The following is a 21,387-nucleotide window of genomic DNA, read 5'->3' as shown; positions in this document are numbered from 1 at the left end:
CACAGAAGTTTGCTGACCTAGCGGTCCCATTGTTTGAGGTGCACGAGGAACGCGTCAGCATTCACAAACCCCACCAGTTGCGCGTCGACCTGCTGATGACCATTGCGGTCATAGAAAATCAGCGCGGGTGGCCCGAACAGTCGGTAGCGGCGCAGCATCGCGCCATCGCCGGCTGTGTTCCCCGTCACATCAATTCTCAGCAGTTTCCAGTGAGCAAATTCATGCAACACGCGCGGGTCGGAAAACGTGAAGCGTTCGAGTTCCTTGCACGTGATGCACCAGTCCGCATAGAAATCCACCATCACCGGCTGGCCACGTGCTGACTCGAGTGCCTGATCCAGTTCGGCCACCGATCTTACCGGTTCGAATTGTGCCGACGCTTCCTTCGTCGCCGACGAAGCCGCGCTCACGCCTCGAAGCGGCTGAAGCAGGTCGTAGTTTCCGGACGCAATACCCAGCAGTTCTGCGATACCGGCGGCCACCAGCAGGACACCGAGCGCCTTGACCACGCGGTGTATACCCGTGGCGTCTGGTGCCAGCGGATCGGTCGCCCGGAGCATCATCCCGCAACCGGTCAGCAACGCCGCGACCAGCAGCATCAGCAACCAGCCAGGCAGTAGCGAATAGACAAACCACAATGCCGCTACCAGCAGCATCACACCGAGCGTGTTCTGCACCGTCGTCATCCAGCGGCCAGCCCTGGGCAGAATCCGTGCGCCAAGGGTGCCAACGAGCAACAGCGGAAGGCCCATTCCAAGTCCCATCACATACAGATCGAGCATGCCCGAAAGAACGTCATGACTATTGGCGATGTAGAGCAGCGCACCAGCCAGCGCAGGCGTGGAACACGGACCGACGATGAGCGCGGAGAGCGCCCCCATCAGGAACGTCGACCAGATCCGTCCGCCAGGTAACCAGCCGCTCCACCCGGCAAACTGCGTTTGCCAGCTGCCAGGCAACTGCAAGCGGAATACGCCGAACATGCCCAACGCGAAAACCACCATCAGCAATCCGAAACTGGCCAGCACCCACGGCGTCTGTGTGAGCATTACGAGCGGGATGCCGAGCAGCGCCGCGATCGTGCCCGCAAGCGCGTAGGTCATGGCCAGCCCCTGCACATAGGCCATGGTCAGCACGAACCCCCGCCACGGCTTCCCTGCACTCTCACCACCTACGACGATGCGCGTCACGATCGGGATCAGCGGATACATGCACATCGTGGCTGCCATCAACAGGCCGGCCAGAACGAAGCCGAGTAATTCCGGTACACCAGGACCATTCGCCGACCGCAGATTCAGACCGAAAGCCGTGAACCACCGATTTTCGCTGGCAACCGTGGATTCACCCGGGCCTGTCGTTGCGGTGGCGGTTCCGTCCTGCACGATGGCGGTGACGGTCCCGTCGGCCGCGATCCGGTAGGTTCGGATCAGCGGCGGATAACACACGCCCAGGTCCGCACAGCCCTGCGACGTGACGGAAAGCACGATGTTCGATGCAATGACGTGAGGAAGGTGCAGTTGTAGTTGTACCGGCCGGTGATAGACCTGCACCACGCCGAAAGTTGGATCATTCTTCGATTCTGACGCCGGCATCCCGGCCGGCTTCACGGGCACACCATCCACAGCGAAGCTGAAGCGGTCGCGATACAGGTAGTACCCCGGTTTTGTACCGAAATCGAGCGTCACCTGCTGCTGCCCGCTGAGGCTGACCTTCAATGGGAAGGCATCACGGGGTGACAGCAGATCGGACTCGTTCACTGCATGTGCGGTGAAGGGAGCGAGCACAAGCAGAAAGGCGAACACCATGCGCAACGCCCGGTTCAGCGTTTCCGCGAGACAGCGGGTGCCGCAGCGTGTGCTGGATGATGTCATTCGCATGGCAGGTCTCCTGCGCAAGACGTGAGCGAAAACGCGACCCCAGACCCGTCGTTACCGGACGGACCTGGGGTGCTGGTGTCAGCGCCCCATCACTGCTGTTTTTCCAGTTTCACGATGGTCAGTGTGCCATTGACGCTTTCAACGCGGACCTTGACCTTCTCGCCTTCCTTGGCCCTTTTGACCATCGACGCGTCCTTGGCCTTGTATGCCATCGTCATCGCCGACATGCCGATGTTCTTCAGGTCACCGTGCTGCAGCGTCACCATGCCGGTCGACGGATCCACCTTCCTGACTACCGCGTCAGTGAGTGTGGTGTCTGCGGACTTGCCCGCATCCATTGCACCGGTTTTTACTTTCATGCCGCCCATATCGTCGGCTGCCAGTGCGGCACCGGCAAATGCACTCGCGGTACAGAATACGGCGGATACGATAATCAACTTCTTCATTGGTTTTCTCCAGGGAGGGTTTGCGGCACGGATGTGCCAACAGGTACTGCATGAGGTTGTGACGCTTTCTTGGTACGGATAACGCGCCGGCGTTGCAGCAGGAACCACGCGGCCGGAATGATGAGCATCGACAGGAGCGGTGCGGTCACCATGCCGCCCACCATCGGCGCGGCGATGCGCTTCATCACCTCGGATCCCGACCCGTGGCCTAGCATGATTGGAATCAGACCCGCCAGCACCACAGCGACCGTCATCGCCTTCGGTCTGACGCGCAGCACGGCGCCTTCACGAATGGCGTCAATGAGTGTCGCCTCCGTGAACGGCGCGCCTTGCTCGAGCCGGCTGTTGAGCGCCCCCTTCAGGTACAGCAGCATCACGACCCCGAACTCGGCAGCGACCCCGGAGAGCGCGATGAATCCCACCGCCGTTGCGACAGATACGGCGTGACCGAGAATCCAGATCAGCCAGAAGCCGCCGACCAGCGCGAACGGTACGGTCGACATCAGCAGCAGCGCGTCAGCCGCCGAGTTGAAGGTCAGGAAGAGCAGCACAAAGATGACCACGAGCGTGACCGGAATCACGGTGCGCAACGTGGCTGCCGCGCGTTCGAGGTACTCGAACTGGCCGGACCAGGCAATCGAATAGCCCGGCGGCAATACGACGTTCTGAGAAACGGCCTGCTGCATCGCCTTCACTGCCGATTCCAGGTCCGTATCGCGAATGTCCACGTAGACATAACCAGACAGCCGCGCGTTTTCACTACGGATCATCGGCGGCCCATCCGAGATCCTGATGGCCGCTACGTCGCCCAGCGTGATCTGCGCGCCCCGATCGGTCACGATCGGCAACTGACGCAGCGTGTCGACCGAGTCCCGGAACGATCGCGGATACCGGATATTGATCGGGAAACGCTCGCGCCCCGCGATGACCTCGCCGACGTTGTCGCCGCCGACCGCCGACGACACGACCGACTGGATGTCGGCCACCGACATGCCGTAGCGGGCCGCCGCCAGCCGGTCAATGTCAACATCGATGTAGTGCCCGCCGTTCAGCCGTTCCGCGAGCGCCGACGTGACGCCGGGAACGTTCTTCACCGCCGCCTCGACCTGCGTCGCAATCCTGTCGATCTGCCCGAGATCCGCGCCAGAAATCTTGACCCCCACGGGTGTCTTGATGCCGGTCGACAGCATGTCCAGCCGGTTGCGGATCGGCGGCACCCAGACATTCGACAGGCCTGGGATTTTCACCCGCGCATCGAGCTCATCGACGAGCTTCTCCGGTGTCATGCCTGGGCGCCATTCACTGCGTGGCTTGAACTGGATGGTGGTCTCGAACATCTCGAACGGCGCAGGATCGGTCGCCGTATCCGCGCGGCCCGACTTGCCGAATACGGTGGCCACTTCCGGCACCGTCTTGATCAGGCGGTCCGTCTGCTGCAACAGTTCGGCCGCCTTGTCTGCCGAGATACCCGGTAGCGCAGTGGGCATGTAGAGCAGGTCGCCCTCGTCGAGCGGCGGCATGAACTCACCGCCGAGCCGCGACACGGGAATCAGCGTGACGGCGAGCGCGACGACCGCCAGACCAATGGCAACCCACGGCCGGCGCAGCGTCGCTTCGAGCAGCGGACGGTAGAGCCTGATCAGCACACGGTTGATCGGATTGGCGTTCTCGTGCGGAATCCGGCCGCGGATCAGGTAGCCCATCAGCACCGGCACCAACGTTACCGACAGACCGGCCGCAGCGGCAATCGTGTAGGTCTTGGTGAAGGCGAGTGGCGCAAAGAGCTTCCCTTCCTGCCCCTCGAGCGAAAACACCGGGATGAAAGACAGCGTGATGATGAGCAGTGAGAAGAACAGTGCCGGCCCCACCTCCGCCGCCGAAGTTGCGATGAGCTCCCAGCGCTGTGCCGTCGTGATCGGTTCGTCCGGATGGTCGTGGTCGTACGCCTCGAGATGCTTGTGGGCGTTCTCAATCATCACAATGGCCGCGTCAATCATCGCGCCGATCGCAATCGCAATGCCTCCCAGCGACATCAGGTTCGCATTGACGCCCTGGTAGCGCATCACGATGAACGCAGCCAGCACACCCAACGGCAGCGACAGGATCGCGACGAAAGCACTGCGCAGGTGGAACAGGAACACCGCGCACACGAGCCCGACGATGATGAACTCCTCGATTAACTTGTCCTTGAGGTTGTCGACCGCGCGTTCGATAAGCTGCGAGCGGTCGTAGGTCGTCACGACTTCAACACCGGCCGGCAATGACCGCTTCAGGTCAGCCAGTTTCGCCTTCACCGCATCAATGGTCGTCAGCGCATTCTTGCCTGAGCGCATCACGATCACGCCACCCGCGACCTCACCTTCCCCATTCAGCTCGGCGATGCCGCGGCGCATCTCTGGCCCGATCTGGATGCGCGCGACGTCCCCCAGCAGCACCGGCGTGCCCGTGTCGTTGGTACGCAGCACGATGTTACGGAAGTCATCCAGTGACCGGAGATACCCGGACGACCTGACCATGTACTCGGATTCGGCCAGTTCCACCACGGAACCGCCTGATTCCTGGTTCGCCTTGCCAAGCGCGTCCGCGACGGTGGCCTGCGTCAGGTTGTAGGCCCGCAGCTTGTCCGGGTCGAGGACAACCTGGTATTGCCGCACCATGCCGCCGATGCTCGCGACCTCTGAGACGTCCGGCACTGACTTCAGTTCGAACTTCAGGAACCAGTCGTTCAGCGCGCGAAGCTGCCCGAGATCGTGCTTGCCGGTACGATCCACCAGCGCATACTCGTAGACCCAGCCGACACCCGTGGCGTCCGGTCCAAGCGAAACGGTCGCGCCCTGCGGCAGACGGCTCTGTACCTGATTCAGGTATTCGAGCACGCGCGAACGTGCCCAGTACTGGTCGGTCTTGTCGTCGAACAGCACGTAGACGAACGCATCGCCGAACGACGAGTACGCGCGGATGGTCTTCGCGCCCGGCACGCCGAGCAGCGTCGTCGTGAGCGGATAGGTCACCTGATCCTCGATGACCTGCGGCGCCTTGCCGGGATACGACGCCTTGATGATGACCTGCGTGTCCGACAGATCGGGCAGCGCATCGAGCGGTGTTTCCTTCAATGAATACACGCCCCAGGCAGTGACGAGCAGTGTCGCGAGCAGGACCAGAAACCGGTTGTGGATCGACCAGCGAATCAGGCGGGCAATCATTTGACACCTCCGACTGGCTCGACCTTCGTCAGCAGGTATCCGTCATCCGACTGCCTGAAGACAAAATGCACGGCCTCGCCAGCCTTGATGTCCGGGAAGGCGGTTGGCGATGGCTTGCCGAAGGTCATCGTCATCGCACCCCAGCCCAGTGCCGGCACCGGTTGGTGCGAGAACGTGATGTCACCAGGTGTGACCTTTTCAACCTTGCCGGTTGTCTCGTAGGTCTGGGCAGCGGCGGCAGCAGCGCCAGAGGCGGGCACCACTGCGGACGTTGCAGACGCTGCGGCGCCAGGCGCAACGGCGCCTTCCAGCTTCGGCAGCACCGACTTCAGGCTGGCTTCGGAGTCGATCAGGAACTGGCCCGACGCGACGACCTGCTGGCCTTCCGTCAATCCGCCTGTCACTTCCGTGTTGTCGCCGGTATCGTTGCCGACCGTGACCTCAACGGGTTGCAGCCGCCCGTCGCTGTTCTTCACAATGACGATCGAGCGCTTGCCCGTCGTGATGACTGCTTCGGACGGAACCAGCAATCGCGACACAGGCTTCGCGGCACCGATACGCGCGCGCATCAGCATCCCCGGCGTCAGCTTCATCCCGGCATTGTCGATTTCCAGACGCGCCTGCAGCGTGCGGCTGTTCGTGCTGATGCCGGGCAGGATTTCGCGAATGTGGCCCGTGAAGTGCTGCGTCGGGTCACCCGCAAACACCGCGTCGACAGTCATCCCGGGCCGCACCTGAAGGGCCAGCGCCTCGGGCACTTCGACGATGAGCCATAGTCTGCTCAGCCCGGATACCTTGGCCAGCGTCTGGCCGGGCGACACCATCGCGCCATCGCGCACATTGAGTTCGGTCAGCACGCCGGTTTCGGGCGCGGACAGCGTGACGTGTGTCTGTGCGTTGCCGGTCCGGTCGAGACTGGCAATGACGCCCTCCGGAATCGACATTGCCCGCATGCGCGTGCGGGAAGCGGCCAGCATGCTGTCGTCCATGCCGCCACGCTTCAGCGCCAGATATTCCTCCTGCGGCGCCAGCCAGTCGGGAACGAAGAGCGACGCAATGGGCGTGCCCTTCGTCACGCGCTGCATCGGGGCGCTCGTATAAAGGCGGTCGATGTAGCCCGTCACCCGCGACTGGACGACGTCGGCCATCGACTCATCGAACTGCGTCGTACCCACCGCGTCGAAACTTTCTGCCGTGTCCTGCCGCCGTACCGTTGCGTATCGAATGCCCAGATTCTGCTGCAGCCCTGCGTCAATCCTGATGCCGCTCGACCCACCTTCATCCGCATAGACCGGCTCGAGCTGCATGTTCATGAAAGGCGATTTGCCCGGCTTGTCGAAGTGCTGGTTCGGCACCATCGGGTCGTGCCAGTACAGCACCTTGCGACCCGTCTTCGGATCAATTTTGTCGCTGGAGGGGGTTGCCGCGACAGCGCTTGCGCCACCCATCTCCTCGCGATGCGTGCCTGCTACATAACCTGCACCCACGAGCACGGCAGCGGCAAACACAGCCAGAACCGCGCGCACCAGTTGTTTCTTTTCCATAGGTTTCTCCTTCACTGAGCGGCGGACATCGTGGCGGGCACGACCTGGTATTCCAGCTGCGCCCAGGTCAGGGATACGTCACGCTGGAGGTCGAGCACCTGCAATTGCGCGTCGAGTTGCCCACGTCGGGCAGCAAATGTGTCGGCGAGCGAGCCCGTGCCGGCCTTGTACGCCGCCGTTGCCAGTTGCACGCGCTGGTCTGCCGCCGGCAGCAGGGCCTGATTGAGACTGGCGATGCGCTCGCGCCCGTTAGCCAGTGTGGCCGACAGCGTCCGCACATCCGCTTCGATCTGCCGCTGGCTGTCCTCATACATCAGGCGTGCCTTGGTCCCAAGCTCCGCTTTTTCAGCCGCGTCCCGGTCCTGGTAGTTCTCGCGATGGATGGGCAGCGGGATGCTGACACCAACCGACACCATGTTCGAGTAGGCCCCGCCGCGCTGCTGGTATGAGACTTCCCACGTCCAGTTGGGGCTGCGGTTGCTGTTCGCGACGGCGGTGTCGGCATCAGCGACGGCAATCTCTGCCGCTGCCGCAATGAGCGCCGGCTCCACGTGCTGCAGCTCCTCGGGCGGCAGTGAAGTCACGAACGACTGGGGCGCTGGCGGCTCGCCCGCTACGTCAGTGACCGGTGCGGCAGTCCATCGCGACAGCGCAATCAGTGCGGTTTGCAATGTCTGCTGCGACTTGAGCAACTGGTCCTGCGTCTGCGCAAGCATGAGCTGGGCTTGCGTGACGTCGGCCGCCGACGCTTTTGCGCCCCGATAGGAGGCCTGCGTGGCCGTAAGCTCATGCGTCATGTGCATGACCAGCTCCTGCTGCAACGACACCGTTTTCTTGGCGTAGGCAGCGTTCAGCCACGCGGTCGCGGTCTGCTGACGCGTGTTGGTGAATTGCGTGAGATAGCCCGAGCGCTCGCGATCGACGACCTCGTTGGCCAGCGCCGACCGCAGCCGGCGCTTTTCAGGCGAAACCCATTCCTGCTCGATGCCGATACGGCGCATCGTCATGAAATCCTGGCCGATGGTGAACCGTTGCGGTCCGTTCACCGGCAGATTGTCGACGCCCGCCTTGAGCATCGGATCCGGCAACTGGCCGGCACTGATCACCGCCTCCGAGCTGGCCCGCACCGATGACTGGGCGGCCTGCATCGCAGCGGAGCGGTCCGTCGCGGCTTGCAATGCGGCATCAAGTGTGAGTGCTGCCTGCTGGGCGTGCGCTGCCGCACTCGCAAAGGCTAGCAACGCGAAAAGCGTGCGCGCGTGCACCGTTGCACGCCGTAACGACGGCGTGCCGAATGTTAAAGACATGTTCTAACCCCAAACGGTCGAATCCCATACGGAATCACGTCCTGGACGCAGGACGACCTCACCGCGTACGCGGTGAACTTGCAAGGGGGTTAGATCGCGCGGGGCGGTCGCCAGAAACCGCCCGGCTCACGGACGGGCAACGACTGTACGTAGTGGAAAACGACGGGGCTGGAGCGCCCGGCGGGATGGGTCACCTCGGTGCTGGAGACCGGGTGATAGAGGCTGCCGATCTGGCATTGCGCCGACACCTTGCAGGAAAAACCTTTGGTTTTCCCGACCGGTGAAGATTTCATGTTTTCGCAGCCGGACATGTCCGACGACATTGCGCTGCTTTCACCCGCGTCCATGCTCATCTGCATCGGACACGCGCCCGTCAGCCCGCTCGCTGCCAGCCCACTGACGGGTAGCGCGACGCAGAGCAGCAGCAGGAACATTGTCCGGAGGAATTTCATGGCGGCGATTATAGCGTGAAAAATATGGCCAGTTTGTAGCAACGCCTACCCGATTGCGCCCTCCCGGCATGGAAAAAGGTGGAAGCTTGCTTTCCCGGCGAGGCACCGTGTCGACATTGTGATGCCGCGTCAGCCTGACGTCTAACCAGATCGACGCTCGCGCGTTCAGGTCAAATTGCGCCGCACACGCCTGCGTCCTCGGGTATTACGCTCATGTGTCTCGGGGCAATGCACTCCTGCGTCTTTGTGTAATGCACTTACGCGGCAGCTTGGAGCATCGTCTCGCGACAGGTTGCGGTTCCGCAACCGCGGGCATACTGCTTTTGAACTTCTTCGTCACCCGGATCGTCGCCGCCAGCCGGTAATCGATAAACAGTTCACCCAAACCAACATCCCCAATGGCCACGATGAAGACCTTTCCGAAGCCATCACCCTACCCGATTCAGAACACGAACAGTCGCCTGCATGGTCCCGCAACAGAAAGCGTACCCTTCGGCACACCAGTCTTGGGAGGGCAGTCGCACGGACGTGCCGTGCGACCCATCGGCGCAGGTCAGCGCATGTTGCCCGTGTGGCCCAGGGAGTAGCGGCCAGGTTGCGGCCAGACCGTGAGGCCGTGTGGCTCCATGCCGACCGGCAAGGACTTCATGGCGCCGGTCGTTGTATCAATTGAGTACACCACATCATCGAACCGGCCTGACAGCCACAGCGTTTTTCCGTCTGCGCTGACATTGCCCATATCGGGACTACCGCCGCCCGGAACGTGCCAGGTCGCGATCACCTTGCGTGTCGCGAAATCGATCACCGACACACTACCCTTGCCAAGGCGCGGCCCGTGAACCTTATTTGAACCACGATTCGCAACATACAGTTTCGTGCCATCGCGGCTCGGGTAGAGTCCGTGCGTGCCAACACCGGTCGAAATGAATCCGGTTTTCGTGAAGTTGTCGCCGTCGACCACGAACACGCCATCAGCCATCATGTCGGCGACGTAAAACACCTTGCCGTCCGGTGAAACGCGGATATCCTGTGGCATGCCCTTCTTGTCGAGTTGAAGGTAGCCGACTACCTTGCGATTGACCAGATCGATCTTCGCCAGCTTCCCGCCGAACTCGCAGGTGAAGAGAACATACTTGCCATCAATCGAGAAGTCGGCGTGATTGATCCCCCTGCACTCCGGTACGGACAGGCTCGATCTGAGTGCCATTGTGTGAGCATCGCGAAAATCCAGTCGTGCATGCGCTTCAGCCACCACAATGGCTTCCTTGCCATCCGGCGTGAAATACATGTTGTACGGATCGTCGACCATCACCTCCTTGCCGGGCTTCCCGGTCTTCGGATCGATCGGTGTCAGACTGCCGTCCGGTCGGCCCTCGGCATTGTTGGCCACCCACAGCGTCTTGAGATCCCACGACGGGACGACGTGCTGCGGGCTGTAGCCGACGTGAAACCGGTCCACCACCTTAAACGTGGCCGGATCGATCACGTAGACGTCATTGGAACGCAGATTGGGCACATAAATCCGCGGCAATGCATCCTTGACCGCCGGACTGAAATGACCAGCGCCCGCTTCACTGTAGAGGTTACTGGCGTTCACCACCGCAGGCATGCCCGCGACGGTATCGGGAGTCGGGGCTGCCAGTACGCAAGCCGCGATGGACAAACCGGCCAGCGCAACACCGGCAGACGGCGCGAGTCGCGAGAAGAAGCGACCGGAAAGTGAGTACATGATGAGTTCCGTTATTCAGTGAAATGATGGAGGAAGATGAACCTGATCCTGCCGGGACCGTCACCGGTTCGTGGTGTCTTTCCTGATGGCGCTGACCGTTTTCGACACGATAGCCTCGATGCCTGGCTCGCCGAGTCCAGCAGTCGAGCGGCGGGGGTCCCCGCCATAGACGCCATCGGCAGGTCCGGGTTTCGGCGCATTCTTCAATTCGCTCTGCCGCACCATCTGGGGTGCCACCGCGAGCAGCAGCGACGTATCTGCGAGACCGGCATGCGTACCGATCTCGTTTTCGCTGTAACCGCGCTGACGCAGCATCTGTGCGAAACCGTCCGAGCTCGCGCCGTAGTATTCCGGCGGATCGAATGCGCGCGCGCCTGAGCCTGTCCAGGCTTTGTTCAACTGCGCGACCACGCGCCGGATGTCGTTCTGATAGCCACCGTGATCGCCGAGAAACACAATGTTCCTGAAACCGTGGACCCTGAAGCTGTTCGCGATGGATTCCAGCGTTTTTTCGAACACATCGTCCGGCACCGTGGTGGTGCCGGGGAAACGCATGTGCGAGGTCGGTGGTGCGTAGCCGCCCTCCGGCACGTAGGCGATGACCGGCGCGACCAGCGCATTGCCGAGTTCTTCAGCAATGCGCTGCGACAGCACCTTCACGCGCGCATTGTGCTTGCCTAGTGCGACATACGGACCGCTTTGCTCGGTGCCGCCAATGGGAACGAGGATGGTCGTCTTGCCGGCCTGAATCTGATCACGCAGTTCGGTCCACGTCAGGTCATCGAGGAATACGGTCTTCAGTGTTTGTGCGAAGACGGCATGTGAGGCAGTCAGAAAAATGAAGGTAACGAAGGCTTTTCGTAGTGTTGGGCGCATGAGGATTCCGGGCACGTGCTGCAAACTGGCTGCAATGTAAGTCCATTGAGACGCCGCGTTGCGCGGTCCTTCGGACGGGCACTATGCTGCCAGATTTTGCCGGCGCTTTGCGCTCATCATTGACCTTGACGGGTTATTCTCACGACGGTCGGCAACGACAGCCCGAACCCAGATGCGATTGTCTTGACAGGTCAGTGCCAGCACACCCAACGTCGGTCCGCCGAGGAATGCGGGATTCTTCAGGTGCTTACCGCTCATCGTGGCGACCCTGAAGGCCTCGTCGGAGCCGGGTAGCCGCTGCTCATTGCGCAGTCCCGGAATACGATTCTGCTCGGTCCCATTCTTGTGTTCGCGGATGCGGTGAAACACCGGTGCTGCCTGGTCATCAACGATCGCTCCCGGCGGAGGTCTGTCCAGTCGTGCCATGCCTCAATCTGGCGAGACCTGTCGCCGCAACAGCCGCCGGCCGTTGAATCGCAGGCTTTCCCCCTGTCGGCGAACGCGGCCAATGTAGTACCGATGCCGGCAAATGCGACCATCAGGCACAGTGCCTTAATTCAGGAGGGCGAGCGCGATGCGCTGCCTGAAAACCGATGACGTCGCGCGGGATACTCGCATGAACGTCGCCTCTTGCGCAGGTGGTCGTTCATAAAACATGGCGATCATTTCGCGGCACTCCCCAACCATCGGGTCTCACTCATCCGCACTGCGGCGACGACGCCCGACACGAAGGTCAGTCCCGCGACCAGCCACATGGCTGCGGCCAGGCCGAACAGGTCGGCGGTGAGGCCGGCCAGTAGCGCGCCGATTGCATAGCCGAGATCACGCCAGAGTCGGTAGACGCCGACCGCGGACGCGCGCCAGCTGGGGTGAGCCACATCACCGATGGCGGCCAGCAGCGTCGGATACACCATCGCGGTGCCGATGCCGAGCAACACGGCGCCGGTCGCGAAGGCAGCGAAATGCCCCGTTAGCACAGTGACGGCAATACCGATGGCCTGGAGCCACATCCCGCACACGATCAGCCATTTGCGGCCAATCCGGTCGGACAGCGCGCCGGTGAAAATCTGCGTGATACCCCAGACCGCCGGATAGATCGCGGCCAGCCCGCCAATTTGCGACAGTGTCATGCCCGCTGCGGCAAAGACCAGTGGAAACAGTCCCCACGCCATGCCGTCGTTCAAATTGTTGACCAGGCCTGCCTGGCTCACGCTGGATAGATTGCGGTCGGTGAGCGAGGTGCGGCGGAAGATCTCGACTTGCGTGAGGGCACTTTCGCTCGCCGCAGCCGGAGCATGTGCCCGCAGTTCCTGCGTCACGTGCCCACGGGTTTCACGAACGACGAGCATAGACAGCAGGAGTCCGGCCGCCACGTAGACGACGCCAAGATAAAAAGGCTCAGGTCTGAGCCCGAAGTGCGCCGCGATCCAGCCGGTGGCCAGTGCACTGCCGGCCACCGCGAAGTAGCCGGAAAACTCGTTGAGACCCATCGCGAGACCGCGCTGCCTGGGCCCAACCAGATCGATCTTCATGATGACGGTGGTCGACCACGTCAGCCCCTGGCTCACGCCCAGCAGCACGTTGGCCGCGACCACCCAGTTCCAGTCGGGCGCCCACATCAGCGCGAACGGCACCGGGATCGCGACCAGCCAGCCGGCCACCAGCACCTGCTTGCGGCCGAAACGGTCGGAAAGACGTCCGGCGAAATAGTTGGTCAGCGCCTTCGTAATGCCGAAGACCACAATGAACGAGAGAATCGCGGCCTTGGCCGCGATGTGAAACTCCTGCCCGGCAATGGCGGGCAGGATGCTGCGCTCCTGCCCCACCATGGCGCCCACGAAAGCGTTGACGAGCAGCAGTAGCGAGAACTGACCGAGGTTCTCGCGCAGTCCGAGCCGAACGGGTGCCGCGTGCATGCGTCAGGCCGCCAGTCCCAGGTTGAAGCGCACCATCGCCTCCATGTCGGCGGGACGCGGCGGAATTTCCGCCGTCACGTGGTCAATGAAGGCGGCCTTATCCATCGACAGCGCGGGATTCCAGAGCTTTTCGAAACCCAAAGTCGATGACGGTTTGCCGAACAGACCCGCACCGCAGACGCTACCCGCCTGATGGCCGGGAAAAATTTCGATGTCATCGGGCAGCGACAGCAGCCTGCTATGCAGGCTCTCATACAGCACGCCGGCCATTTCACGTTCGCGGCCGGCCAGATCGGGACGTCCGGTCGCACCGACGAACAGCGTGTCGCCGGTGATCACGAACCAGGGCGCCTCACCGCGCCGCATGTCGGTCACCAGCAGGCAAACACTGTCGGGGCTATGGCCCGGCGTGTGGACCACGGTGATCCTGACGTTCCCGATATCGAGCACCTGGCCGTCACGCAGGGGCTCGAAGTCGTACTTCACCTGAGACTGGTTCGACTCATGCAGGCAATACGGTGCGCCAACCGTCTGGGCCAGTGCGCGCCCGCCGGAATAATGGTCCGCGTGAACATGGGTGTCGATGACATGGGTGATCGTGACGTTGGCTTTTTTCGCCTCGTCGATGAACCAGGCTTCGTCGCCGGCGACGACATCAACGGCCATCCCTTTACCGTGACCACCACAGCCGAGGAAGTAAGAGAGGGATGATTCCCGGGTTGCCAGCTGTCTGAAAAACATGATCCTGTCCTCACTGATATCCGCTTCATTCGTCGCATGCGACCTGGAGCGGAAGGCCCGCAGCCTGCCACTCGCTCACACCGTCCAGCATCTTGCTCACCCGGTATCCCCGCGACGCCAGCAGCGTCACGGCCTCATCGGACAGCAGACAGAACGGACCGCGGCAGTACGCGACGATCTCCTTGTCGGCGGGCAGCTCCGCCAGACGCTGTTCAAGCTCGGCCAGCGGCATCGACCGGGCGAAGGGCAGGTGCGCCGCCTGATATTCCGCTGCCGGACGCACGTCGATGACGATCACTTCGCCATGGCGTGCCCGCTCCAGCAACGCCTCCCGCCCGACCGAGGCGAGCCGGCCCGGATCGGCCACCATCTGTGCCAGTGCCGCGCGCAGTTCCAGCAGGTGCTCCTCGGCCACTTCCCGCAAGACCACCCACAAGGCGGCGACGTCCTTGCCGCTCAGTCGATACACCATGTACTTGCCGTCCCGTCGGGAAGCGACCAGACGGGCATCCTTGAGCGCCTTCAGGTGAGCGCTGGTGAGCCTGATGTCGGCAGACAATTCGTCCGCCAGCACCTCCACCGTCTTTTCACCTTGTGCGAGCAATTCCAGCAACTCAAGTCGCTTCGGACTCGAGACGGCCTTGCCGATGCGGGCGACCTGTTCGTACAGGCGGTCCTTGATCGATCGTTTATTCATTCGTACATTCTAGCGAATATAAGAATGTATGGAGAGAATTATCGTAGAGGTCCACTAGCGATCGTTAATAATCGCATTTCGATATCGAAATGCGATTATTATCCTGCCTGTTTCCACCCGGTCGCGCAATGCATGTCAGCAAACGAAATCGAGACCGTCGCTCACGAGCGGGCCTGGACGGTATTTCTGGTCTTTTTGCGCCTGGGACTGACCTCCTTTGGCGGCCCCATCGCGCACCTGGGCTACTTCCGAACCGAATTTGTCACGCGCCGACGCTGGCTCAGCGAACGTAGCTATGCGGATCTGGTTGCGTTGTGCCAGTTCCTACCCGGCCCAGCCAGCAGTCAGGTTGGGGTGGCGCTCGGGTTATCGCGCGCCGGATTCCCAGGCGCGCTCGCCGCCTGGGCTGGATTCACGCTGCCATCGGCGATCGCGCTGATCATGTTTGCGTTTGGCATGTCAAGGTGGGGCAGCGCTTTTCCCGTAGACCGCATTAAAAGTGTCACCGTTGCGCCAATAGAATTGGCACTTCGCGCTGTCGCGGCGTACCGACAGTCACCAAGCCTTATGGAACAAAGGTCTGCAGGACGCGAAATAAAAGTGTCACTCCCATGGATCCGTACCCGGAAAAGACGGCTGTCGGCCAAGAGCCGTTTGCAAGCTGAAGTCGAACAGCAGAAATCAGTTGGATAGCGGCCCTCCGACGATGGACTAAGAGTGCTGCATCGGGAGAAGCATGCTTTCGCATGCAGATGGCCGTCGAAGGACACAGGACGGCGAATTGCCTAGATAGCTGCACTTCGCCTGGCACGTCGATCCGGGTTACCCGCTCATAGCCGGCTCGTTCAAAAAATGCTCCGCAGTCGTTGTCAGTAGCCAGATATCCAGTTGGCCGCACGAGCGCATCTTGTCTTCGAGCCGCACGACCAGTTCCCGTGCGATGCCCGTTCGGCGCACTTGTGACGCGACAGCGAGCGATCTCAACAGCACACTGGAGCCGAGTCGCTCAAGTCCGATGCTGCCGATGACAGATCCGCTCGCATCTTCTGCGACCAGAAATCCCTTGATAAGCGATGCCGAAACGTCTCCCACTAATAAGCCACTGGCAAGTAGAAGCTTTTGGATTTCGCTCAGGTCACCGGCGTTGGCCGTTCTTATCTTCATGGCTGCATCCTCGCTCGCACTTGACTTGATGGTTACTGACCCATGCGGCTTCGAGCGTTCTGAACGTTTCCCGTCGGGTAACGGGAAAAATGAAACACCATAGCAGCCTACCCGGTATGGCCACCGCGGCACAGGGTTATGACGTGAACAAGTCATCGACAATACGTCTTCCCGCACTATAGCCGCCCATGAGTGCGGGGGGTTCCGCTGAAAAATGGCTTGCCTCGCGGTGTCAGCGCTCTTTTTCGCGACTACATCTCGTTCGCGGCAATGCGGCTTGGCAGCAGCGCGCCCGTGCGCTCGAGGACCGGGTACGCGGCTGCGGCCACAATATGCGAATTGATGAGCTTCAGATCACGAAGCAGATCGAGGTGCAGTGCGCTGGTCTGGGCGCTGTCGATGCGACCGGCGCGCAGCCGCTCAAAATGCGAAGCCGTTGCAGCAGACTCCGCTTCCCTGAAAGCCACCTTTTCGTCGGCCAGCATGTGTGCGGTGCGTGGATCCTCCGTCATGAACAGCGACGCAGCTGTACGCAGATTGGCCATCAGCCGGTCCATCATGGCCAGTAGGTCCGCTTCCCCTTCCTTCGAGAACGCGAGTCCGCGCTTCACGCGCTTGGTAGTGTGCGGGAGCAGGTTCAGATCCACCACGTCGCCCGCCTGCTCGATGTTGATCACGAAGGTCAGGATCTCGTGCAACCGCCGATGGTCGTTGTCGGCAAGCTGTTCCGAATCGAGCGATGTCAGGTACGTCTTGATCGCTGTATTTAGGCTGTCCAGCACGTCATCGTGCCGGCGGGTTTCCGCAATCAGTTTCCGGTCGCCCTCTACCAGCGCCGCGCGGGCACCCGCGAGCATCTCGCCGAGCACGTCGGCCAGCCGCAGGGCTTCACGCGCCGCATTGCCAAGTGCAACCATCGGAATCTGGCGTGCGGCCGGATCGAGATACAGCGGCCGCGACGGGTCGGCGGGATTTGCGCGCTGAGGCAGCAACCGGCCTAACAGTCGCGCGTAAGGAGACAGCACCGGCAGGAACAGGCAGGCCAGCACCAGGTTGAACAGCGTGTGAAAATCGGCCACCACCCGGGCGTTGTCTGGTTCAAGCGTGACCATGAGCCGGCCAAGTGGCCCGAGCGCGGCGAGGACCATCACGACGCCCACGGCCCGCGAAAGCAGATTGCCCACCGGCAAGCGCTTCGACGTCGGGTCGCCTGCGGTGGCCCCTTCCACCAGCGGGTTGATTGCAGTGCCGAGATTCGCACCCAGCACCAGCGCGAACGCGGCGTCGGGCGGGACCACATTCTGCGCACACAGCGACATGATGAGCAGGACGATCGCTACGCTCGAATGCGCAGCCCAGGTCAGACCCGCTGCCAGCAGCACATCGACCACCGGCACTGTGGATGCGGCACCCAGCAGCATGCGCAGGCTGGGCGCATCCTCGTAGTCCGTCATCAGCCCGAGTAGCTGGTGCAGTGCAAGCAGCACCAGGCCCAGGCCAATCAGCACGCGGCCCAGATCGTGTGCCCGCGTGGTCGACGCCTTGCGGAACATCAGCACGCCAACGAGGATCAGCGCCGGTGAGGCCGCGGCGACATCGAACGACAGCACCTGCACGATCAGTGTCGTGCCGACATTCGCGCCGAGCATGATGGCGAGCGCGGGAACCAGGTCAACCAGGCCCCCTGCAGCGAAGCCGGCCGTCATGAGTCCCGTCGCCGTACTGCTCTGCAATACCGCAGTGACGCCCATGCCGGCCAGGAAGGCGCCCAGTCGCCCATGCAGGGCCCGACCGAGCAGTGTGCGGAGGCTGGCACCAAACGCGCGCTGGATGCCGGTCTGCACCATGTGGGTACCCCACAGCAGCAGCGCAACCGACCCAGCCAGATCGATCAGCGTGAACGTCAATGTCATGATTCAGAGCCCTCCGTGCCGGACGGCGAGGTCATGTGACTCTTCGTGCGGGTGTGTCGCGCCTTGCCTGCAAGGTCGCACGGCGCCCGAACGTCAGGCTGGACCCCGGAACCCGGACAGCCCGCTCTCCTGACACAAGTCCCCGGCTTTGGCCGCCATACAGCGCGACCCTCAGGCCTCGTGCCCGGCTTCTACTTCGATCTGGGTGGCCGGCCGGTCTTGACCAGCTCGAGCGCCGCGATGGTCGCGAGCAGCCCTTTCGTCGGTTCAGACGCCAGCAGAAGCAGCGCCGCACGCAGGAGTTCGCTCTTTTTTACGGCTACGCCCGCGTCGAGACATCGCTGTTTGAGCACCGCGATCTTTTCGTAGTCTGCCCTCGGCATCGTGAAGGTGTCTCGCACGACCTTTTCCCGCTTTACCTCCTCCTTGCGGTCCCGGGCGACGCGCGTAGGCGGCGCTTCAACGGGCGCTACCTTCCGGGCCGCCCCATTCGTCGACGAACGTCGAGGCTTCGTCGTGCTAACCGACTCCCTGTCCGCAGGTACCTCGATGGCGCCTGTTGCCGTGCGCATGGACCGTCCTTTGCCGCTTCTCTTCCTGGTGGCCTGTGGTTTCATGGTTTTGCGCAGATTGGACAAACCGTACAAACAGTTTATCCTCTTTCTGGCAAGGAGAGTTTTCAATGTCAGACAAGCACATTTCCAGCAGATTCGACACTGACCTTGATCACCTGTCGTCGAGATTTTTCGAGATGGGCGGACTGGTCGAATCACAACTGACCGATGCAATGCATGCGCTTGGCCGCTTCGACATGGATCTGGTGGAGAAGGTGGTAGATCAGGAGCATCGACTCAATGCAATGGAAGTCGAGATCGATGCCGAGTGCGGCAACATCATCGCGCGGCGCCAGCCGACCGCTTCCGACCTGCGTCGAGTGATGGCCATCTCGAAAGGCACTACCAATCTCGAGCGTGCCGGCGATGAGGCACGCAAGATCGCGAAGCGCACGCGGCGAATCGCGATGGACGGTGTGGGCAGGGACATAAACATCACCGAGATCCAGTCATCCGGCCAGATGGCGGCATCCATCCTCCATCACGCGCTCGCCGCATTTGCCCGACTCGATATGGTTGCGGCAGCCGGGATCATGCGCGAGGACGAGGCGATCGATGACCGGTACCGCGCTTTTGTGCGCAAACTGCCAGCGTATATGGCCGGGAATCCACGCACCATCGCTTCTGCGCTCGACTACCTGTTCATTGCATCGGCCATCGAACGGATCGGGGATCACGCGAAGAATCTGGCAGAACTCGCCATCTATGTCGTCAAGGGCACGGATGTGCGCCATGTGTCGCGCGAGCGGCTTGAGCGCGAAGCCCTGAATCATTGAGCACCGGACAGCGGAGGCTCAACGATCGGGCGAAGCACTGGATGATCGTCACGTTTCTCTGGACGACAACCATGCCCGGCGTCCTGGCATCACTGCCGGCGGCCGTAATGGCACGACGAAGGTGTCTGCCAAGTCCTGGCCAAAAAGATCGTCGACGATCGTGCATGCTGCGATGTACCCCCCATGCAGGGCGGCGGCCTCGCTATCGAACGGCTGGCCGCCCGCCTCACCCAGCCTGAGTCGCGACAATCGGGGCATCGCACTGCCGGCCTCGAAAATGCGAACAACAGCAACATAGCCCGGATGGGCCGATGCAAGCTTTGTCGGGCAGTTGCAGAAATCAGATTCGACCGCGACCTGCAGGGTAAAGCCGTTGTATTCGTATGTCTGTGTCATGGCGTGCTCCATTGACATGCCGTACTTGCAGGCTCGCATGCCTGACATGGTTTTCAGCCGCGCAATCTATCGGAATCCACTCGCAGTCGCGCGCGGATCGCAATAGCTATCAAATCCCTATTTCGATAGCCATGCGACACCTTGAAAACGCATAATTGTGACATTTTTGTGACGATATAGTGTGCGAAGTGCACATCGGAATGCCGTTGCTAGTCGCGCTGCACGGATCGCCGCTTGCTGCCAGCGTCAAGGAAAGGCACCAGGTTTTGATCGCGCAACTTCATCGATTCATCGTCCGTGTCGTCATAAAATCGGCGCCTCGCATAAGAGGACAGACTTCGCATGAAAGACAGGGCAACGGTGCTATGTATCCGGGATGGCCGGGTACTGCTGGTCGCAAGGGAGCGCGCCAGGTGGGCGCTCCCCGGTGGCAGGATCAGGCGTGACGAGACGCCTGCTGATGCCGCGCGGCGCGAGCTTGAAGAAGAGACGGGACTTGTTGCGACAACACTGACCTATCTGTTCCGGTTTGGTGGTCTGGGCACGCATTTAACTTGAACCAGCGCCCGTATGGTGTCAGTTCGGGAAATTGCCCACCAGCGTGGCACGCCACGCAACTTTGCCCCGTCTGTCGTGCGAATATGGGTAACGCATGGGCGGCAGAGGCCTGGAGCAGGCAGAGGGCCGTCAGCACAGCAATCCAGGCGCGGCGAAGCATGCAGCAGGATGTTTGGTCGCGGGTAAGAGCGGACGTCATGATCGATTCTTCCTCTACAGTGCCGCCCCGCGTCGCACTCTTCCTTTAAGGAATCGGTAGCGAAGGCGATTTATTCAAGCATAAATGACTCTCGCTGTGCCTTGGCAGCGTCGCATTGAGCAAGATCACCTGCCCTTCGGAATAGATTGTTCAGAGTCCGCCGACCCGCCATGCGGGGAATACCTTATTTGGATTGCAGATAGACCGCCACGGCCTTGACCTGTTCGTCATTCAAGGTATGGGCCACTGCGCTCATCACAGGCGCATTGCCACGCGTACCGTTTTTGAAAACCTCGATCTGATGCAATAGATACTCCTTGTGTTGCCCGGCCAGCCGTGGGAACGCGCCGACTCCCTGGGCCTCCGTGCCGTGACATGTTGCGCAAGCCGGTACGCCCTTGTCCGGCACGCCGCGTCCGAAGATTTCCTTTCCCTTGGCCGTCAAGGCGACATCTCCAGTCGCGCCTCGCGTTGCCGGCTGGTGCGAGAAATAGTCGGCCAGAGACTTGACGGCGGCGACGTCCAGCAGGGCGGCCATGCCCCACATGTAATCGCGAGCGGTGTTTTCACCGCGCGCGTGCTCTCGGAATCCCTTCAACTGGGCTTCGATGTATTCGGGGGTCTGCGCATTGAGCTTCGGAAACATCGGCGATTCGCTACGCCCGCCTACACCGTGGCAGCCGGAACAAATCTGCATGGCAATGCGGGCACCATCCTCACTTTGTGCGAGGGATGGCGCCACCGTGAGACCAGCGGCGGAAAGCAGCGCGATCACGGGCATTCGTGGACCGAGCATCATTTTTTATCAGCGTTGTCTTCAAGTCGAACGGATGGAAGATGTCAACCTGGCCAGGCAGAATAGGATACTTTTGAACTCAACGTGAAGCGAAAGTTGAAGGCCGACGTCTTGTGCCACACATATGACCTGTGACCGCGTAGCAGTATTCTTGCGTGCCGAGAACGTAGCTGATTCCGGAGA

19 protein-coding genes and 2 pseudogenes are annotated in these 21,387 nt (G+C 61.6%); 3 read left to right on the top strand and 18 right to left on the bottom strand.

What is annotated here, in order from left to right:
- Positions 1–17: 17 nt before the first annotated feature.
- From dsbD to BCY88_RS31470, 12 genes are all read right to left on the bottom strand, one after another.
- Entirely contained in the window at positions 18–1,877 is a 1,860-nt protein-coding gene (gene dsbD / locus BCY88_RS31525) for a protein-disulfide reductase DsbD (RefSeq protein WP_120348049.1), read from the bottom strand.
- A gap of 89 nt (positions 1,878–1,966) precedes the next feature.
- A complete protein-coding gene (locus tag BCY88_RS31520; protein ID WP_120348048.1) occupies positions 1,967–2,323 on the bottom strand; it encodes a copper-binding protein in 357 nt (118 codons plus the stop codon).
- Positions 2,320–5,526 carry an efflux RND transporter permease subunit gene (locus tag BCY88_RS31515; protein ID WP_120348047.1) on the bottom strand — a complete coding sequence of 1,069 codons (3,207 nt, stop codon included), beginning with the start codon at positions 5,524–5,526 and terminating at the stop codon, positions 2,320–2,322. Before BCY88_RS31515 ends, BCY88_RS31520 begins: the two co-directional genes overlap by 4 nt.
- On the bottom strand, positions 5,523–7,070 hold the full coding sequence (locus BCY88_RS31510; protein WP_120348046.1) for an efflux RND transporter periplasmic adaptor subunit: 1,548 nt from the start codon (positions 7,068–7,070) through the stop codon (positions 5,523–5,525). Before BCY88_RS31510 ends, BCY88_RS31515 begins: the two co-directional genes overlap by 4 nt.
- Positions 7,071–7,081: 11 nt before the next feature.
- Positions 7,082–8,377, bottom strand: coding sequence for a TolC family protein (locus tag BCY88_RS31505; RefSeq protein WP_120348045.1), 1,296 nt, complete (start codon positions 8,375–8,377; stop codon positions 7,082–7,084).
- An 89-nt stretch (positions 8,378–8,466) separates the two neighbouring features.
- Entirely contained in the window at positions 8,467–8,829 is a 363-nt protein-coding gene (locus tag BCY88_RS31500) for a hypothetical protein (RefSeq protein WP_120348044.1), read from the bottom strand.
- A gap of 553 nt (positions 8,830–9,382) precedes the next feature.
- Positions 9,383–10,558, bottom strand: a complete 1,176-nt coding sequence (locus BCY88_RS31495; RefSeq protein WP_120348043.1) for a YncE family protein — start codon at positions 10,556–10,558, stop codon at positions 9,383–9,385.
- Between the two features lie 60 nt (positions 10,559–10,618).
- Positions 10,619–11,434, bottom strand: a complete 816-nt coding sequence (locus BCY88_RS31490) for a creatininase family protein (protein ID WP_120348042.1) — start codon at positions 11,432–11,434, stop codon at positions 10,619–10,621.
- A gap of 81 nt (positions 11,435–11,515) precedes the next feature.
- Positions 11,516–11,860: a hypothetical protein gene (locus BCY88_RS31485; RefSeq protein ID WP_120348041.1), complete on the bottom strand. Its 345-nt coding sequence runs from the start codon at positions 11,858–11,860 to the stop codon at positions 11,516–11,518.
- A 236-nt stretch (positions 11,861–12,096) separates the two neighbouring features.
- Positions 12,097–13,350 (bottom strand): MFS transporter, encoded by a 1,254-nt coding sequence (locus BCY88_RS31480; protein ID WP_120348040.1) that lies wholly within the window; start codon positions 13,348–13,350, stop codon positions 12,097–12,099.
- A 3-nt stretch (positions 13,351–13,353) separates the two neighbouring features.
- Complete coding sequence (locus tag BCY88_RS31475) at positions 13,354–14,091, bottom strand: MBL fold metallo-hydrolase (protein ID WP_120348039.1); 738 nt, start codon at positions 14,089–14,091, stop codon at positions 13,354–13,356.
- A 25-nt stretch (positions 14,092–14,116) separates the two neighbouring features.
- Positions 14,117–14,788 carry an ArsR/SmtB family transcription factor gene (locus BCY88_RS31470; protein ID WP_120348038.1) on the bottom strand — a complete coding sequence of 224 codons (672 nt, stop codon included), beginning with the start codon at positions 14,786–14,788 and terminating at the stop codon, positions 14,117–14,119.
- Positions 14,789–14,920: 132 nt separating this feature from the next.
- On the opposite strand from BCY88_RS31470, the pseudogene BCY88_RS31465 reads away from it, so the two are divergent.
- Positions 14,921–15,328, top strand: a pseudogene (locus tag BCY88_RS31465) (chromate transporter); the annotation flags it as partial.
- Between the two features lie 282 nt (positions 15,329–15,610).
- Here BCY88_RS31465 and BCY88_RS40540 read toward each other — a convergent pair.
- The 3 genes from BCY88_RS40540 to BCY88_RS40535 form a co-directional block, all read right to left on the bottom strand.
- Positions 15,611–15,952, bottom strand: coding sequence for a GNAT family N-acetyltransferase (locus BCY88_RS40540; protein WP_259461572.1), 342 nt, complete (start codon positions 15,950–15,952; stop codon positions 15,611–15,613).
- Positions 15,953–16,203: 251 nt separating this feature from the next.
- The gene (locus tag BCY88_RS31455) at positions 16,204–17,865 is read right to left on the bottom strand and encodes a Na/Pi cotransporter family protein (RefSeq protein ID WP_120348037.1); all 1,662 of its coding nucleotides are present in this window, start codon (positions 17,863–17,865) and stop codon (positions 16,204–16,206) included.
- A gap of 191 nt (positions 17,866–18,056) precedes the next feature.
- The gene (locus tag BCY88_RS40535; protein WP_259461571.1) at positions 18,057–18,266 is read right to left on the bottom strand and encodes a hypothetical protein; all 210 of its coding nucleotides are present in this window, start codon (positions 18,264–18,266) and stop codon (positions 18,057–18,059) included.
- A gap of 281 nt (positions 18,267–18,547) precedes the next feature.
- On the opposite strand from BCY88_RS40535, the gene phoU reads away from it, so the two are divergent.
- Positions 18,548–19,255 carry a phosphate signaling complex protein PhoU gene (phoU, locus tag BCY88_RS31445; protein WP_120348036.1) on the top strand — a complete coding sequence of 236 codons (708 nt, stop codon included), beginning with the start codon at positions 18,548–18,550 and terminating at the stop codon, positions 19,253–19,255.
- A gap of 48 nt (positions 19,256–19,303) precedes the next feature.
- Here the strand turns inward: phoU and BCY88_RS31440 are convergent, their stop codons facing one another.
- Complete coding sequence (locus BCY88_RS31440; RefSeq protein WP_183081497.1) at positions 19,304–19,651, bottom strand: hypothetical protein; 348 nt, start codon at positions 19,649–19,651, stop codon at positions 19,304–19,306.
- A gap of 342 nt (positions 19,652–19,993) precedes the next feature.
- Between BCY88_RS31440 and BCY88_RS31435 the strand changes: the two genes are divergently transcribed.
- Positions 19,994–20,209 (top strand): NUDIX domain-containing protein, encoded by a 216-nt coding sequence (locus tag BCY88_RS31435; protein WP_120348035.1) that lies wholly within the window; start codon positions 19,994–19,996, stop codon positions 20,207–20,209.
- Here the strand turns inward: BCY88_RS31435 and BCY88_RS40530 are convergent.
- Positions 20,199–20,369, bottom strand: a pseudogene (locus BCY88_RS40530) (cytochrome C); the annotation flags it as partial. The gene BCY88_RS31435 and the pseudogene BCY88_RS40530 sit on opposite strands and share 11 nt — an antisense overlap.
- A 223-nt stretch (positions 20,370–20,592) precedes the next feature.
- The gene (locus tag BCY88_RS31425) at positions 20,593–21,189 is read right to left on the bottom strand and encodes a cytochrome c4 (protein ID WP_259461570.1); all 597 of its coding nucleotides are present in this window, start codon (positions 21,187–21,189) and stop codon (positions 20,593–20,595) included.
- Positions 21,190–21,387 lie beyond the last annotated feature (198 nt).

Origin of the sequence: Paraburkholderia fungorum, assembly GCF_003610895.1 — a bacterium.
In the GTDB taxonomy this organism is placed as follows: Bacteria; Pseudomonadota; Gammaproteobacteria; order Burkholderiales; family Burkholderiaceae; genus Paraburkholderia; species Paraburkholderia fungorum_B.
Note: the sequence above shows the minus strand (reverse complement) of the source record. Positions and strands in the feature narration are given on the sequence as shown.

Excerpts from the sequence above, each read along its gene's own strand:
- dsbD (WP_120348049.1), bottom strand. The coding sequence starts at position 1,877 with ATGCGAATGACATCATCCAGCACACGCTGCGGCACCCGCTGTCTCGCG.
- BCY88_RS31520 (WP_120348048.1), bottom strand. The coding sequence starts at position 2,323 with ATGAAGAAGTTGATTATCGTATCCGCCGTATTCTGTACCGCGAGTGCA.
- BCY88_RS31515 (WP_120348047.1), bottom strand. The coding sequence starts at position 5,526 with ATGATTGCCCGCCTGATTCGCTGGTCGATCCACAACCGGTTTCTGGTC.
- BCY88_RS31510 (WP_120348046.1), bottom strand. The coding sequence starts at position 7,070 with ATGGAAAAGAAACAACTGGTGCGCGCGGTTCTGGCTGTGTTTGCCGCT.
- BCY88_RS31505 (WP_120348045.1), bottom strand. The coding sequence starts at position 8,377 with ATGTCTTTAACATTCGGCACGCCGTCGTTACGGCGTGCAACGGTGCAC.
- BCY88_RS31500 (WP_120348044.1), bottom strand. The coding sequence starts at position 8,829 with ATGAAATTCCTCCGGACAATGTTCCTGCTGCTGCTCTGCGTCGCGCTA.
- BCY88_RS31495 (WP_120348043.1), bottom strand. The coding sequence starts at position 10,558 with ATGTACTCACTTTCCGGTCGCTTCTTCTCGCGACTCGCGCCGTCTGCC.
- BCY88_RS31490 (WP_120348042.1), bottom strand. The coding sequence starts at position 11,434 with ATGCGCCCAACACTACGAAAAGCCTTCGTTACCTTCATTTTTCTGACT.
- BCY88_RS31485 (WP_120348041.1), bottom strand. The coding sequence starts at position 11,860 with ATGGCACGACTGGACAGACCTCCGCCGGGAGCGATCGTTGATGACCAG.
- BCY88_RS31480 (WP_120348040.1), bottom strand. The coding sequence starts at position 13,350 with ATGCACGCGGCACCCGTTCGGCTCGGACTGCGCGAGAACCTCGGTCAG.
- BCY88_RS31475 (WP_120348039.1), bottom strand. The coding sequence starts at position 14,091 with ATGTTTTTCAGACAGCTGGCAACCCGGGAATCATCCCTCTCTTACTTC.
- BCY88_RS31470 (WP_120348038.1), bottom strand. The coding sequence starts at position 14,788 with ATGAATAAACGATCGATCAAGGACCGCCTGTACGAACAGGTCGCCCGC.
- BCY88_RS40540 (WP_259461572.1), bottom strand. The coding sequence starts at position 15,952 with ATGAAGATAAGAACGGCCAACGCCGGTGACCTGAGCGAAATCCAAAAG.
- BCY88_RS31455 (WP_120348037.1), bottom strand. The coding sequence starts at position 17,865 with ATGACATTGACGTTCACGCTGATCGATCTGGCTGGGTCGGTTGCGCTG.
- phoU (WP_120348036.1), top strand. The coding sequence starts at position 18,548 with ATGTCAGACAAGCACATTTCCAGCAGATTCGACACTGACCTTGATCAC.
- BCY88_RS31440 (WP_183081497.1), bottom strand. The coding sequence starts at position 19,651 with ATGACACAGACATACGAATACAACGGCTTTACCCTGCAGGTCGCGGTC.
- BCY88_RS31435 (WP_120348035.1), top strand. The coding sequence starts at position 19,994 with ATGAAAGACAGGGCAACGGTGCTATGTATCCGGGATGGCCGGGTACTG.
- BCY88_RS31425 (WP_259461570.1), bottom strand. The coding sequence starts at position 21,189 with ATGCCCGTGATCGCGCTGCTTTCCGCCGCTGGTCTCACGGTGGCGCCA.